Here is a 12,757-nt window from a genome sequence, read left to right as displayed (position 1 = left end):
GGGAAAGATAGAGAAAACCAAAATGAATACAAAGCAATTTGCAATCATAGCATCGACAATGTCGAGCCTGGTGCTGGGCATCACCGCGCTTGCAATGGCTGCGGACCCGGCCTACCCCTACGGCAACGGGCAAATCAATACCGGCAATGCCGCTTACGAATGCCCTCGGACCGCCGGATTGATCGAACAACCAACCCAGCCGACCGTTATAGCCGCCGGTCGGCCTGCCGAAGACAGCTGCCCACTGAGTTAGGCGCGGCAAGCCAGGCTGTATCAGGCTCATGGGAGCGCAAAAGCCCTACCTTGGTGCGCGTCTTTGCCATAGTTTGCATGTTAGGCGCGCAACCTTATTATCTACCTCATCTTTATCCAATTTTTTTTGTACGTTGTAACTCGCCTGCAATATCTCACGTTTATTGTTTAACTTTCGTACACTTTAAATAGTTAATTTTCTGAGCCAAGCATCAGAGAGGAGCTTTTTATGTGCAAGACTTTTAACGCCATTGCCCTGACAAATTCCCATCCCGCCCAAGATCGTCCATCCGCCGGCGCGGAAGATATGTCCCCCAGAAGCCATACGGAGCGCGGCGGAGAAAAGACTGAGTTTGCCTTCAGCGAGCACTGGCTGATCCGCTATTATCAGCAAACGCTTTGGCAACAGCACCCGCTGCTGCTACTGTTGCTGATGCATTATGCCCGGCAACAGCGCTGGTCGGAGCAACAGTGGCTACAGTGTCGCCGGCAATCGCTGCAGGATCTGCTGTCCGCGATCGAACTGCCGGCCACCGAGGCCAATTGCCGCGCGTTAATGCACTCAAGCGAAGAGGATGAGGTTGATGAACTGTTAGATCATGACCTGTCAGCGCTCGCGGCGCTGTACCAATTCTTTAAAAGCGGCAGTGCAAGCTTGTTGTCGGCGGCCGCGCTCCCTCAGGCAATCATGCGCTTGCTTCAGCGCGCTTTCATGACCGAAGCGTCTGGCGCCTATCCGCGGCTGGCGGCGGCGAGCTGATAGACTCGTGTCCACGCTCCGGCTATAGGCAACGCGGGAACGTGGACACGATCAGCCGCTAACCAATAAGCCTTCCCAGGGTCGCCAGTGCCCGTTCGACCCGTTCATCCCATTCGCAGGCGCAGTTCAGGCGAATGAAATTCCGGTACTTCTGCGTCGCTGAAAAAATCGGCCCGGGCGCGATGCTGATGCCTGCCGCCAGCGCCTGCCCAGCCAGTTCGACGGCATTGATCTCATCGGGCAGTTCCACCCACAGCACGAAGCCGCCCGCCGGCTGGGTCACACGGGTCTGTCTGGGAAAATGCCGGCCGATGGCTTCGGTCATGCGCCCGATGGCGCGGGCATACCGGCTTCTGACCTGGCGCAGATAGCGGTCGTGTCCGCCGCCTTCCAGCATTTGCGCCGCGGTCAGTTGGGCCAGGGTCGGAGCGGCCAGGTTGGTCACGTATTTCAGATATTCCACTTTGTCGAAATACTGTCCCGGCACGATCCAGCCGATGCGCAAGCCGGGTGACAGCGATTTGGAAAACGACGAGCAATGCAGGACCCGGCCCTCGATGTCCCAGGCTTTCGCGACCGAAGGCCGCTGCAAACCAAAGCCGAGATCGCCGTAGACGTCGTCCTCGATCAGCGCGATGCGGTAGCGGTTCATGAGAGCGACCAGATCGCGCTTGCGCCCGTCGCTCATGCAATAACCCAGCGGGTTGCTGTAGTTGGGCACGACAATGCAGGCCTTGATCGGCCACTGTTCGCAGGCCAGCTGCAGGGCATCCAGCGCCACGCCGTCGCGCGGGTGCGTCGGAATCTCGATGGCCTTCAGGGCCAGCGATTCAATAACCTGCAGCAAGCCGTAAAAGGTCGGCGATTCTATCGCAACGATATCGCCGGGCCGGGTGACGGCGCGCAAGGCCAGCGTGATCGCTTCCTGACAGCCGTTGGTGACGATGATGTCGTCGGGGCGGACCTGACAGCCGGCCTCGGACATGCGCCGGGCGATCTGCCGCCTCAGCTCCGGACTGCCGGGCGGAAATTCGTAACCGGCGACGCGGTTGCGATAGCGGCCTGAGCAACGGGCCAGGGTCCGCTCCACGCGCTGCGTGGGCAGAAACGACGGCGCCGGCACCGCCGCGCCCAGCTGCACCATGGACGGGTCGTTGGCCGCCTGGGCCAGGCGCAAGACCATGTCCTGGCCGGTCACGGGCGTCGGCCTGCTTGACGGTCTGGACACGGCCGGCTCCTGAAGCCTGGCGCCGGGCCGGGCGCGTACGTAATAGCCGGAACGCTCGCGGGCCTCGATACAGCCCTGGTCCTCCAGCTGACGCAGCGCCGCGACAGCCGTGGCCGCACTGATGTTATGCTGTTCGCGCAACTTGCGGACACTGGGCAGGCGCTCGCCCTGGCGGTAAACGCCCTGGTCGATGGCTGTCAATAGATGATCCGCGATGATTTCATAGAGTAGCGCCATGATTGTACCGTTACAGAAAAGGCGTCCGGGCATCGGTACAGTTGGCTATGGCGGCCATCTGTACCGGTTTAATTAACTGTTTTTGCATCTGTATCAGCCCAAGCATGGTGAGCTACGATTACGGCGTCAACAACAAGGAGTTTATCATGACCAAATCCCTCTATATCATCGAACAGCCGTTCAGCGGGAAAGCCGGCGTCAGGCTGGCCGGCGACCGCGTGCATTTGCTCGGCCGGGCCAGGACTTTCGCAAGAGGGGAGGTGAACGCCTAAAACTTCTGAAGATCTGAACCACCATATTATATTAACCAATGGGGATTGATATGTCTGAACAGGCTCTGTGCTGGGTGAACGGCCAGTTGTTACCGCTGGGGGAGGCGTCCATTCCCGTCAACGATCACGGCTTGCTATACGGCGATGGCGTTTTCGAAGGGATTCGCATCTACCATAAACGCGCGTTCCGCCTTCAGCGGCATCTTGAGCGCCTGGCGCTGTCGGCCAGGGCGATTGCGCTCGACATCCCTTACAGCCTTGCCGAGCTGACGGCAGCCGTCGAGGAAATCGTGGCGGTTTTCGGCTGCGAGTCGGGCTATATCCGGCTGATGGTGACGCGCGGGCCGGGTCCGCTGGGTCTGAATCCTGCCGGCTGCCACCGGCCCAACGTGATCATCATTGCCGACCAAATAATGCTTGTGGATAGCCAGAGCCGCGAGCAGGGCGCCCGCCTGATCATCGCGGCCACGCGGCGGCTGCCGTTTGACGGCCTGGACCCGAGGATCAAAAGCCTCAACTATCTGAACCATATACTGGCCAAAATCGAAGCCAATCACGCCGGCGTCGATGAAGCCGTTTTATTGAACAGCCAGGGGCGGGTTACCGAGGGCACGGCCGACAACCTTTTTATCGTGCGGGATGGAACGCTGGCCACGCCGCCGTGCACGGAAGGCGCGCTGGAAGGCATTACCCGCGAGCTGATCCTGGAACTGGCCACCGAGGCCGGCATCCCTGTGCAGATTGCGCCGCTGGCGCCTTATGATCTTTATACGGCGGATGAATGCTTTCTGACCGGCACCGGCGCGGAGATGATTCCGGTCAGGGACATCGACGGGCGCCGGTTGACGGCATGCCTAGGGCCGGTTTTCAAACAGCTGAACCGGCTGTTTTTCGAGTGCATCGAATCGGAATCCGCGGAGGCACGCTCATGACCATGGTCGATTATTTCCAGTTGCAGAACCTCGCAAGCCTCATCCGGTATCGCAGCGTGTTAGGGGATCAGGACAAAATCCTGCCCGTGCAACATATGCTGACCACGCTGTTTCTGCATAAAACTCATCACCGGGGGCAAGTCACCGCCTTGATCTGCCAGTGCGGCCACAATTACGGTACGACAGATTTTATTGCGCTGCCGGAACCGGCGGATTTGTAAGAACGCAGGGCGAGTTTGACGCGCAAAACGCTGCGTCTTGCCATTTATCCGTTCCACATTGCGTGACGCTGCAGCGCCCAAGGCCGCAAACTATTTCAAAATTAAAAAAACGCCTTCAATACCAGCGATAACACGCCGGCGAGCAATACCCCCATCATCCATTTGATGACGGCCAGATCGGTTTTGACAGGCAATAGGGTTATTTCAAGGTCGTCTTTGGTGACAAGGCGGGCCTGCGCTTCAGCAATCACGCGCACTACGGCTTCTGCCTGCTCTTGCGGGATGCCTGCCGATTTGAGCTTATCTACCAGCTCCAGGGTATCAAAGGTAATAGTTGTCATTGCTGCTGTGTCCTGTCATTGTTAGAGGCAACTGTCATTACTTGCCTTGCGCTTTTCCCAGGCGCAAGTCGGTGTTTCAATTCTAACGCATCCCTGCATTAAACAGGCTCATAATTACTCCGGGTTATTGTGACAGAAACAGATAGCGTCACTGCCATTAGACATTAAGTTGAGTGCCCGTTCGATGTAGTTCAGTTATAAAGCGCCCAGTGCCGGTTTCGGATCAGCTCGATGCACAGCCGCAGTTCCGGTTCCAGGGCCCGGTCCGTGCTTAGAAACGCCACCCGCTCGCGCACCTGCGCGCAGGTGTCTTGCAGCGCAGGACTTAGCGCCTCGCTGCCGCCGCGCAGTTCCACGCCCTGAACGGTGGCCAGCAGCAGGGCCGCGGCAACCTGTTCGGTGAGTTCCAGCACCCGCAGGCAGTCGCGCGCCGCGATCGTACCCATGCTGACCTTGTCCTGGTTGTGGCATTCGGTCGAGCGCGAGAACACGCTGGCCGGCATGGTCAGCTTCAAGGCTTCGGCGGTCCAGGCCGAGACGCCTATCTGCACGGCCTTGAAGCCGTGGTTGATCATGGCCTGGCTGGCTTCGGCGCCGGACAGGTTGGCGGGCAGGCCCTGATTGAATTTGGGGTCCATCAGCTGCGCCATCTGCCGGTCCATCAGGTCGGCCAGGTTGGCGACGGCCGTCTTCAGCGCGTCCATGGCGAAGGCGATATGGCCGCCGTAAAAGTGGCCGCCGTGCAGCACGCGCTCGCCTTCGGCGTCGATGATCGGGTTGTCGTTGGCGCTGTTCAATTCGTTTTCGATGAACTGGCGCAGCCAGGGCAGCGAGTCTTCCAGCACGCCGATCACATGCGGTGCGCAGCGCAGCGAGTAGCGGTCTTGCAGGCGCGTGTCGTGCCGGGGTGCAGCTACCGACAATTGCAGGTCCGCGCGCAGGCGCCCGGCCACGCGGTTCTGCCCCGGATGCGGCTTGACCGAGAACAGTTGTTCATCGAAGTGGTAGGCGTTGCCTTTCAGGGCGACTGAAGCCAGGGCAGTGATGCGCGTCGCCAGTTGCGACAGGTATTCAGCGCGCCGGTAAGCCAGACAGGCGAGCCCGGTCATGGCGGCCGTGCCGTTCATGATGGCGAGGCCTTCCTTCGGCTTCAGGGTCAGAGGCTCGATATCGAGCCGGGCCAGAACGGCCTGCGCGGGCTGATGCTGGCCTTGATACATGACTTCCCGCTCGCCGGCCAGCACGGCCGCGACATAGGACAGCGGCGTCAGGTCGCCGCTGGCGCCGACCGAGCCTTCCTGAGGGATCAACGGCAGGATGTCGTGTTGCAGCAGCGCGGCCAACTGCTGCAGCAACCGGTAGCGCACGCCCGAAAAGCCCTGCGCGAGGCTGTTCAGGCGCGCGGCCAGGATGGCGCGCGTCTGTTCGGCGTCGAAATGGCTGCCCAGGCCGCAGCCGTGGAAGGTGTAAAGATGCCGGGGCAGCGCCTCGACCAGATGCAGCGGTACGGACACGGTGCAGGAATCGCCGTAGCCGGTCGTGACGCCGTAGACGAAGCCCTCTTCCTTCAGCAGGGTATCGACAAATTGCGCGCCTTTGTCGATGCGCCGCATGAAACCGGCATCCCGGCTTAATTCGCAGGCTGCCTGTTGGCGAGCCAACAGACACACGTCCTCGATAGTCAACGGCTGGCCGTCGAAAATGACTTTATCTTTTAGAAAGTGCTTATTTTTCATGCGATCTTTGAGTGATTTGCGCTGTAGGGTCGAATTCACTTGTGCCCTTTAGGGTATTCGACCCGAACCATTATTGTGCGAATGAATTCGCACCTACTTTTTTTATTCATATCAACCATTCACGCAATCAGCCGTGCCAGAAATCGAAGAAATTGAACCATTGCAGAGGCTCTTTCAGGCAATAATCCTGCAGGCGCCCGGCGTAGCGCTGGATCTCTTTCCGCATGGCCTGCTCGCGCGTGTTGCGCGGAAATTTAAGCCCGTCGCTGAAATGGTCGAAATAAATCACGTGCCTGCCCCGCTGCTTCAGGCAGAACAGCGTATAGACCGGGCACTTGAGCAGCGCCGCCAGGATGAACGGGCCCTGCGGGAACGGCGCCTCTTCGCCCAGAAACCGGGCCTTGAGGACGCGCGGCAGCTCGCTGACCGGCGTTCGGTCGGCGGTGATGATGACCAGTTCGCCGTTGTCGATCTTGTCGTTCAGCAGCATCGACGTGGCCGCCGTGATTTCGGTGACCTGTATCAGGTTCATGCGGCTGGCTTCGTTGTACTGGCTGAGCAGCTGGTTGAATTTCTCGGCGTGCTTGGTGTGCACGAGCACATTGATGCGGATATCTTTATCCAGATAGGCGAGCACGCGGCAGACGTCCAGGTTGCCCAGGTGCGATCCCAGCAGCACCGCGCCGCGCCCGCCGGCGGTCCGGGCCATCAGGGCATCGCGGCCGCGGTACTCGACATCGGCGCGCGACAGGGCGCCGGACCAGGCCGCCAGTTTGTCGATCAAGGCATTGGCGAAACTAATGAAATGCCGGTAACTGCCGCCCGGCTTCACGGACGGCGAAAAGCCGGTCACGCGGTCCAGATAGGCCCGACTGGCCTGCCGGCCCGGCTTGTTGACCAGCCAGTAATAACTGACCACCGGATACAGGAATACCTGCAGGATACGGCGGCCACACAGCAGGTAGATTCTCAACAGCAGGCGCATGCCCCAGACGATGCCGCTTTCCTGCATCTCGGCCCAATGCCGGGTCTGCTTCATCGCCAACGCCTGATCAGCAAGTGCGGGAAACGCATCAGCATGCCTAAAAAAAGCCGGGCATGGATCATCGAGATCATGGCATTGTCGCGCCACAGCTTGAAGTGCGAGACGCCATCGTAGGGATAACGCACGCGCGTGGACACATTGACCGCATCCGTGCCCTGCCAGTATAGGCGCACGGCGATGTCGATGTCGAAATCCATGCGCCGGCCGATGCGCGCGGTTTCAAGCAAGCGCTGCACGGCTGCCAGAGGGTACAGGCGGAAACCGCACATGCCGTCGGCGATCGCCAGCGACAGCGTGTTGATCGCTATCCACAGATTCGTGAATTGCCTTCCGTAAAGCCGCGATTTAGGCGCGGAATCGTCGAACACAGGCCGGCCCAGGATCATGGCGTCCGGCTGCCGCCGGCCCGCCGCCAGGAATTCGGGAATAGCGTCGATGTCGTGCTGGCCGTCGGCGTCGATCTGCAGGGCATGGGTAAAGCCCCGCCTGATGGCCTCGTTAAATCCGTCGACCATGGCCGCGCCCTTGCCGCCGTTTTCCGGCCGGTTGATCAGGGCCAGCCAGCCGGCTTCCCGTTCGGCGATCGCGCCCAGCGCTTTCGAACAGGCTTCCGAGCTGCCGTCGTTGACCAGCAGGCAGAACAGGCCCTGCTCCTTCAGGCGCGCCACGACTTCGGGGATGGCCTGCTCATGGTTGTAAACGGGTACGATGACGCAGGCTTTCATGGCGTGAATCGGGCTGTGCCGGCATGATGCCGGATTGTCTGATGTGTGGAATAATGCACGTGAATTTTTTTCAGGGGCTAAACGGAGAAGAAAGGGTTGATCACGACCAGCTGCCCATGCTGCATATCCTCGGAATAAAGCGTGTCGCAGCCGGCCAGCAACGCGGATGCAACAATCAAAGCATCCCAATGGGAGAGCGAATAGTGCGTGGCAAGATGCATGGCTGCGCGTATGGTTTCTGTATCGACGGGCAGGACCTCGCAGAGATCCAACAGACTTTGCGCAACTTCATATGCGTCCTCCCTGGAAAATTTCTGTTTGCCCAGGAGTACGCTCACTGTTTCATTGATAACCTGGGCGCTGACCAGAACGCCCTCTGCAAGCAACTTTATTGCGGTCTCGCGGCGATCGGTATCCACGCCCAGCGCATAGACGACTACATTGGTATCAACGAAGGCCGGCGCGGTCATGAAGCTCTTCGCGGTTGAATTTGGTACCGTCGTAACGGCCTTTGAATTTTTCCAGAACGGCCAGCGCATGGACTCGCCGTTCTTCATGATCCCGCTTCCTTTTCGCTTTCAGAAACTCGACAAAATCCAGAATTTCACGCGCATCGGTCTCGGGCAAAGTTCTAACTTGCTCAAAAATCTTCTCTGCTATAGTCATGATATTTCCTCCGCAATGTAATCAACGCACCGGGATCCTATAATGCAGGTTTTCATGGCGTTTTTCCATAGACCAGACGGCCGGAACTGTGCGGCCCCTGCTCCGAGCTCATCGTGAAATACAGTCTGCCGGCCCGGGCGTTCCATTCCAGCGACAAGCTCAGCGCACTGCCGGGTTCGATGAGCCTGACGAATTTGATGGCCTCCAACTGCGAGAACGGCTGATCGATATCAAAGAACAGCTTGCCGTAGTGTTCGGCCCAGGCGATCTGCACGACGCCCGGCAGGATCGGGAAATTCCGGAAGTGATCCTTAAAATAAATCAGCTCGTGCGGGATCTGCAGTTGCAGTTCGACGCGATCAGGGGCCCAATCCAGTCCCAGCACCTGAGGCAGTTTGTGGCCGCTTGGCGCCAGCAATTCATTCAGCAGGCGCGTGTCGGTTTTGCCCTGGGCGGTCAGGGGAATGCTGTCCAGAGTCAGCCATTTCCTCGGCAGGACGACGGCCTCGAACCAGTGATGGAGCGCCTCGCGCAGCTGCCTGATCAGGCCCGGCCTGCCCTGCTCCGCCAGCAGCTGTTTGCCGTCCCGGTTCAGCACGATGCCTGCACCGACGGTATCGCGGCTTTTCGCGATCATCAAGGCGGCAGCTTCCGATATCCACGGGAGTTCTGCCAGACGCTGCTCCATTTCGCTCAGGGACAAGCGTTTTTCCTCGATCTTGACGATGCGGTCCAGGCGTCCCGCCAGCAGGAAGCGGCCGTCATCGAGCCGTTCGATCCGGTCGGCCAGTTCCAGCCGTTCGCCGTTCAGCAGATAAGGCGACTGCAGCCGCCAGCGGCCCTGCTCATGAGTCAACATCATGCCGTCGAACAACGTCCAGGGCGTCGCAGGCTCAAGACCCTGCCGGCGCCAGGCGATGCCGCCGCTTTCTGTGCTGCCGAAGATTTCGATCGCGGGCCGCCCGCAGCAGGCGGAAACCTGCAAGGCCGCCTCGTGCGACAGCGGGCCGCCGGAGCTGAACACAGCAGCCAGATCCGCCGCCAGCGGCTGGTCCAGGCGTTTCAGGTGCGCCGGGCTGGCAACCCAGTAGGCAGGCCGGTCCTGGCTCTGATGAGCCACGGCTTCGGCATTGAAATAAAGGCGGCTGGAAAACAGCGGCCCGCCGACAACGGCCACAGGATGCGGAACAGCAAGCCGTAAATATGCTGGTGGCTGACCGTCGCGAGAGCGGCCGCATCGGCCAGCTGTCCGCCCCACTGCTTTTCCAGCGTTTCGACTTCGCGCTGGAGCTGTATCAGGCGTTTGGGGACCGGCTTGGCCTCGCCCGTGGTGCCCGAGGTGAACATGACCAGCCGCGCGGCCGACGGATCGAGCGGCGCCAATTGCCGCTCGGGGCATGGCGCGGCATCCAGCCGATAGTCCTCGATGGCCGCCTCAGGCCAGTCGCCGATCAGCCGACAGTCCTGCGCCTTCAGCTGCCCTGCCGTGCCGGGGCGGTTATTGCCGGGTATCCAGACTTCCTTGCCGGCATACAGCAGCGCGAACAGCAACACGGCGAACGGATAGGCGTCCTCCGTATATAAAGCATAGCGCGGTTCCGGCTGCGCCTGCAGTTTATCCAGCCACAGGCAGACGGCCGCGTGAAACTCGGCAGCGCGATAATGACGCCCGTCATGGCAGGAAACCGGCGTATCGGCCGGCCTTCTTGCCGTCAGGCACTCGGACAGCGCGATGAATCTATCGGACATGTTTCTGGGTCCGCAGCCTGACGATATACTCGCCGCCCAGCAAGGCGCCGGTCAGCAGATAGGAAATCAGGCCGTTGTACAGGCTCCACTGCTCGAAACTGCCCCACAGGGCCGTCGCCAGCGCGATCAGGCCGTTCACGGCGAAGAACACGCACCAGATTTGCGTGACGCGGCGCGTATAGATAACGCCTTCGGGCGGCAGGTCGGGATGCTGCAGGCGCGCCAGGCGTTCGATCAGAGACTGCGGCGACCACAGGCTCCAGGCAAAAATCAGCAGCATGCAGGCGCTGACCAGCACCGGATAAAAGCGCAAGGTGATGAGATTGTTGGCCCAGATCGCGAAGCCGCAGTAGAGCATGCCGGCCAGCAGCAGAGGCCGCAGCCAGTGTCCGCCGGTACTGCCGGCCAGGCGCAGGGCCAGCAGGGCCAGCAGCAGGCCGGCGATGATTCTCGGTTCGACATAGTGAATGCCGAAATAAACAGCCAACGGATAGGCCAGCGTCAGCAGGCCGATCAGGCTGTTCAGAGCGACCCGCATCAATCCTGCACCAGGCTATGGACGGCCTCGACCACATCGCCGATCGTGCGGGCCGACTTGAAGTCTTCCGGCTTGACGGCTTTGCCGGTCATCTCCTTGAGCTTGACGATCATGTCGACGGCATCGATGCTGTCGAAATCGAGGTCCTCGTATAATCGGGCTTCCAGGGTGATGCTGTCTTCGTCGATTTCAAACAGCTCGACCATGATCGATTTGATGGCCGCTAAAATTTCTTCACGTGAATTCATACCAACCTCAACGGCGTACCGATTCAATATAGGCTGCCAGCGACGAAACCGAAGCGAAAATCTTCGCGACATCGTCTTTTTCGGCATCGATTTTCACATCATACTTCTTTCGGATCGCCAGACCCAGTTCCAGGGCGTCGATTGAATCCAGACCCAGACCGGTGTTGAACAGCGGCTCATGACTGTCGATGTCATCGACGCTGATATCCTCCAGATCCAGCGCATCGATGATCAACTGTTTTAATTCATTTTCCATAGTACTTATAAACTTCTCTCTGTTGGGTAAAATAGTCCTGCAAATGGCGGTTCAACCGGCGCACGGCGACCGATTTCAAACCCGCCTCGGCAAATGCGTCCAGCGCGATATCATCGCCGACATGCAGGGCCAGATGAAAGCGCCGCTCAGGAATCCGGTACCAGGGCTCGGCCTTGGTCAGCGTGCTGGGGTAGCACGAAATCGTCACCGGCGTGACGATCCTGCCGGCCTGCAGCGCGATAGCGGCCGCGCCGCGCTGGAACCGGTACGGCTTGCCCGGCACCGAGCGCGTGCCTTCCGGAAAAATGATCATCGATCCGCCCGCTTTCAGCCATGCGGCGCACTCGGCGATCATTTTCTCCGGATCGCTGTTGCTGATATAGCCGGCATTGACGATGGGCCCGCGCATGAACGGGTTGCGCCACAGCGAGCCCTTGACGATGCAGCTGGCCTCCTTGATGCGGCTGACCAGGAATACGATATCGACCAGGGTCGGATGGTTGGCGATGATCAATTGCCCCGGCCGGTTCAGTTTTTCCAGGCCGACGATTTCGTAGGTCATGATCCCCAAACGGTGCATCAGGCCGATGAAGGCGTAAAAACTGTAATGCACCACGCGCTGCCCGCGGCTGACTTTCTGCCGCCGCGAACCCGGCAGCGCCGACAGCGCCGGAAACACCAGCAGCCATAACAACAGGCCGCCCAGGCCGAAACTGAAAAAGCTGAAGCCCGTGGCGAAAAGACGCCAGCCGTACCTGATTTTTGTCGTCATCGTTTATGCCAGCTCCAGCTGTGACCCGGGTTTCCCAGGATCAGCGATTCGTCGCTGGAAACCAGAAACCTTGCCAGCGCCAGCAACTGGACCGGCTGTTCGCCATCGTCGCGCGCTTCGGGCGACCGGCAAAACCGCAGCGCCAGGCCCGGCCCCGCCGCCGCAATTTTCAGCGCCAGCGCGCAGGGCGCGTCCGCGTTCAGCCTGAACGGCGCGAACGGGAAAAAATCGGGCAGCGCTTCATCGTACAGCACCAGCAATACCTCGTCCCTGCCTTCGCTCAGCATGCCGGCCGCCTCGATAAAGGCCGCGGCCATGCCTTCCCTGCCCGGCGCCAGAACCGTGATTTCCTGCCGGTTGCCGTAGACGATCGAAAACAGGCCCGAAATGGCGTTATGGACACCCAGGCTGAAGGCCGTCGGCGACAGTTCCTCGCCCGCCCCTATGGTCTTGAGCATCTGAAACGACTTGCCGATTTCGCCGTGCGTGGAGCTGAATACCGTCGGCACCTGCTCGCCAGCCTTGATGCAGCGGTCGGCGGCATGAAACACCGCTTTCGCCAGCAGGCTCAGCCGGCGCTGCAGCATTTTCGGCACCGAGGCCGGCGCGACGGGCGGCTCCGTTGTCATTGATTTCTGTCCCGCACTCCATGCTCGCCAGTCATCGGGGCTGCTCAGACCCGGCGCCCAGGCGCCCCAGTCGCGCAAAACAAAATCGGAAACGATCAACTTAAACCTGCATGCAATAATTCAATTGAAAGAGCGGGACGGTGCCAAGAC

19 protein-coding genes are annotated in these 12,757 nt (G+C 60.0%); 5 read left to right on the top strand and 14 right to left on the bottom strand.

Annotated features, from left to right (window positions below; genetic code table 11):
• Positions 1 to 22 precede the first annotated feature (22 nt).
• Positions 23 to 253, top strand: a complete 231-nt coding sequence (locus tag METMA_RS0109430; protein WP_036253230.1) for a hypothetical protein — start codon at positions 23 to 25, stop codon at positions 251 to 253.
• Between the two features lie 228 nt (positions 254 to 481).
• Positions 482 to 1,012 carry a hypothetical protein gene (locus tag METMA_RS0109425; RefSeq protein WP_020158840.1) on the top strand — a complete coding sequence of 177 codons (531 nt, stop codon included), beginning with the start codon at positions 482 to 484 and terminating at the stop codon, positions 1,010 to 1,012.
• Positions 1,013 to 1,070: 58 nt separating this feature from the next.
• Here METMA_RS0109425 and METMA_RS0109420 read toward each other — a convergent pair whose 3' ends face one another.
• Positions 1,071 to 2,477 carry an aminotransferase-like domain-containing protein gene (locus METMA_RS0109420; protein ID WP_020158839.1) on the bottom strand — a complete coding sequence of 469 codons (1,407 nt, stop codon included), beginning with the start codon at positions 2,475 to 2,477 and terminating at the stop codon, positions 1,071 to 1,073.
• A gap of 2 nt (positions 2,478 to 2,479) precedes the next feature.
• Between METMA_RS0109420 and METMA_RS0109415 the strand changes: the two genes are divergently transcribed.
• From METMA_RS0109415 to METMA_RS0109405, 3 genes are read left to right on the top strand one after another with little or no spacing between them, the layout of a single operon-like run.
• Positions 2,480 to 2,749, top strand: a complete 270-nt coding sequence (locus METMA_RS0109415; protein WP_156830478.1) for a hypothetical protein — start codon at positions 2,480 to 2,482, stop codon at positions 2,747 to 2,749.
• 50 nt (positions 2,750 to 2,799) lie between these two features.
• Positions 2,800 to 3,681 carry a branched-chain-amino-acid transaminase gene (gene ilvE, locus METMA_RS0109410; RefSeq protein WP_040590483.1) on the top strand — a complete coding sequence of 294 codons (882 nt, stop codon included), beginning with the start codon at positions 2,800 to 2,802 and terminating at the stop codon, positions 3,679 to 3,681.
• Complete coding sequence (locus tag METMA_RS0109405) at positions 3,678 to 3,902, top strand: DinB family protein (RefSeq protein ID WP_020158836.1); 225 nt, start codon at positions 3,678 to 3,680, stop codon at positions 3,900 to 3,902. The genes ilvE and METMA_RS0109405 overlap by 4 nt, the downstream gene beginning before the upstream one ends.
• 101 nt (positions 3,903 to 4,003) lie before the next feature.
• Here the strand turns inward: METMA_RS0109405 and METMA_RS0109400 are convergent, their stop codons facing one another.
• From METMA_RS0109400 to METMA_RS24360, 13 genes are all read right to left on the bottom strand, one after another.
• Positions 4,004 to 4,243, bottom strand: a complete 240-nt coding sequence (locus tag METMA_RS0109400; protein ID WP_020158835.1) for a CCDC90 family protein — start codon at positions 4,241 to 4,243, stop codon at positions 4,004 to 4,006.
• Positions 4,244 to 4,434: 191 nt separating this feature from the next.
• Positions 4,435 to 5,979 (bottom strand): HAL/PAL/TAL family ammonia-lyase, encoded by a 1,545-nt coding sequence (locus METMA_RS0109395; RefSeq protein WP_020158834.1) that lies wholly within the window; start codon positions 5,977 to 5,979, stop codon positions 4,435 to 4,437.
• 127 nt (positions 5,980 to 6,106) lie between these two features.
• A complete protein-coding gene (locus tag METMA_RS0109390) occupies positions 6,107 to 7,018 on the bottom strand; it encodes an LpxL/LpxP family acyltransferase (protein WP_020158833.1) in 912 nt (303 codons plus the stop codon).
• Entirely contained in the window at positions 7,015 to 7,749 is a 735-nt protein-coding gene (locus METMA_RS0109385; RefSeq protein WP_020158832.1) for a glycosyltransferase family 2 protein, read from the bottom strand. The genes METMA_RS0109390 and METMA_RS0109385 overlap by 4 nt, the downstream gene beginning before the upstream one ends.
• Positions 7,750 to 7,826: 77 nt before the next feature.
• On the bottom strand, positions 7,827 to 8,219 hold the full coding sequence (locus tag METMA_RS0109380) for a PIN domain-containing protein (RefSeq protein ID WP_020158831.1): 393 nt from the start codon (positions 8,217 to 8,219) through the stop codon (positions 7,827 to 7,829).
• Positions 8,197 to 8,415 carry a DUF2281 domain-containing protein gene (locus METMA_RS0109375; protein ID WP_020158830.1) on the bottom strand — a complete coding sequence of 73 codons (219 nt, stop codon included), beginning with the start codon at positions 8,413 to 8,415 and terminating at the stop codon, positions 8,197 to 8,199. Before METMA_RS0109375 ends, METMA_RS0109380 begins: the two co-directional genes overlap by 23 nt.
• Positions 8,416 to 8,467: 52 nt before the next feature.
• Entirely contained in the window at positions 8,468 to 9,535 is a 1,068-nt protein-coding gene (locus tag METMA_RS27805; protein WP_020158829.1) for an ApeI family dehydratase, read from the bottom strand.
• Positions 9,478 to 10,164: an AMP-binding protein gene (locus tag METMA_RS27800; RefSeq protein WP_020158828.1), complete on the bottom strand. Its 687-nt coding sequence runs from the start codon at positions 10,162 to 10,164 to the stop codon at positions 9,478 to 9,480. Before METMA_RS27800 ends, METMA_RS27805 begins: the two co-directional genes overlap by 58 nt.
• Positions 10,154 to 10,702, bottom strand: coding sequence for a COG4648 family protein (locus METMA_RS0109365; RefSeq protein WP_020158827.1), 549 nt, complete (start codon positions 10,700 to 10,702; stop codon positions 10,154 to 10,156). The genes METMA_RS27800 and METMA_RS0109365 overlap by 11 nt, the downstream gene beginning before the upstream one ends.
• Positions 10,702 to 10,950, bottom strand: a complete 249-nt coding sequence (locus METMA_RS0109360; RefSeq protein WP_020158826.1) for an acyl carrier protein — start codon at positions 10,948 to 10,950, stop codon at positions 10,702 to 10,704. Before METMA_RS0109360 ends, METMA_RS0109365 begins: the two co-directional genes overlap by 1 nt.
• A 7-nt stretch (positions 10,951 to 10,957) precedes the next feature.
• The gene (locus tag METMA_RS0109355; RefSeq protein ID WP_020158825.1) at positions 10,958 to 11,206 is read right to left on the bottom strand and encodes a phosphopantetheine-binding protein; all 249 of its coding nucleotides are present in this window, start codon (positions 11,204 to 11,206) and stop codon (positions 10,958 to 10,960) included.
• The gene (locus METMA_RS0109350) at positions 11,196 to 11,978 is read right to left on the bottom strand and encodes a lysophospholipid acyltransferase family protein (RefSeq protein ID WP_020158824.1); all 783 of its coding nucleotides are present in this window, start codon (positions 11,976 to 11,978) and stop codon (positions 11,196 to 11,198) included. The genes METMA_RS0109355 and METMA_RS0109350 overlap by 11 nt, the downstream gene beginning before the upstream one ends.
• Positions 11,975 to 12,706 (bottom strand): beta-ketoacyl synthase chain length factor, encoded by a 732-nt coding sequence (locus METMA_RS24360; protein WP_020158823.1) that lies wholly within the window; start codon positions 12,704 to 12,706, stop codon positions 11,975 to 11,977. Before METMA_RS24360 ends, METMA_RS0109350 begins: the two co-directional genes overlap by 4 nt.
• Between the last annotated feature and the right edge of the window lie 51 nt (positions 12,707 to 12,757).

Origin of the sequence: Methylobacter marinus A45, from assembly GCF_000383855.1 — a bacterium.
GTDB classification, from domain to species: domain Bacteria; phylum Pseudomonadota; class Gammaproteobacteria; order Methylococcales; family Methylomonadaceae; genus Methylobacter; species Methylobacter marinus.
This window is presented reverse-complemented; position numbering and strand designations above follow the sequence as displayed.

What these genes read in the sequence shown, in the direction of transcription:
- METMA_RS0109430 (WP_036253230.1), top strand. Translation starts at nt 23, where the DNA reads ATGAATACAAAGCAATTTGCAATCATAGCATCGACAATGTCGAGCCTG.
- METMA_RS0109360 (WP_020158826.1), bottom strand. Translation starts at nt 10,950, where the DNA reads ATGAATTCACGTGAAGAAATTTTAGCGGCCATCAAATCGATCATGGTC.
- METMA_RS0109355 (WP_020158825.1), bottom strand. Translation starts at nt 11,206, where the DNA reads ATGGAAAATGAATTAAAACAGTTGATCATCGATGCGCTGGATCTGGAG.
- METMA_RS0109425 (WP_020158840.1), top strand. Translation starts at nt 482, where the DNA reads ATGTGCAAGACTTTTAACGCCATTGCCCTGACAAATTCCCATCCCGCC.
- METMA_RS0109350 (WP_020158824.1), bottom strand. Translation starts at nt 11,978, where the DNA reads ATGACGACAAAAATCAGGTACGGCTGGCGTCTTTTCGCCACGGGCTTC.
- METMA_RS0109385 (WP_020158832.1), bottom strand. Translation starts at nt 7,749, where the DNA reads ATGAAAGCCTGCGTCATCGTACCCGTTTACAACCATGAGCAGGCCATC.
- METMA_RS0109365 (WP_020158827.1), bottom strand. Translation starts at nt 10,702, where the DNA reads ATGCGGGTCGCTCTGAACAGCCTGATCGGCCTGCTGACGCTGGCCTAT.
- METMA_RS0109395 (WP_020158834.1), bottom strand. Translation starts at nt 5,979, where the DNA reads ATGAAAAATAAGCACTTTCTAAAAGATAAAGTCATTTTCGACGGCCAG.
- ilvE (WP_040590483.1), top strand. Translation starts at nt 2,800, where the DNA reads ATGTCTGAACAGGCTCTGTGCTGGGTGAACGGCCAGTTGTTACCGCTG.
- METMA_RS0109420 (WP_020158839.1), bottom strand. Translation starts at nt 2,477, where the DNA reads ATGGCGCTACTCTATGAAATCATCGCGGATCATCTATTGACAGCCATC.
- METMA_RS0109380 (WP_020158831.1), bottom strand. Translation starts at nt 8,219, where the DNA reads ATGACCGCGCCGGCCTTCGTTGATACCAATGTAGTCGTCTATGCGCTG.
- METMA_RS0109390 (WP_020158833.1), bottom strand. Translation starts at nt 7,018, where the DNA reads ATGAAGCAGACCCGGCATTGGGCCGAGATGCAGGAAAGCGGCATCGTC.
- METMA_RS0109405 (WP_020158836.1), top strand. Translation starts at nt 3,678, where the DNA reads ATGACCATGGTCGATTATTTCCAGTTGCAGAACCTCGCAAGCCTCATC.
- METMA_RS0109400 (WP_020158835.1), bottom strand. Translation starts at nt 4,243, where the DNA reads ATGACAACTATTACCTTTGATACCCTGGAGCTGGTAGATAAGCTCAAA.
- METMA_RS27800 (WP_020158828.1), bottom strand. Translation starts at nt 10,164, where the DNA reads ATGTCCGATAGATTCATCGCGCTGTCCGAGTGCCTGACGGCAAGAAGG.
- METMA_RS0109375 (WP_020158830.1), bottom strand. Translation starts at nt 8,415, where the DNA reads ATGACTATAGCAGAGAAGATTTTTGAGCAAGTTAGAACTTTGCCCGAG.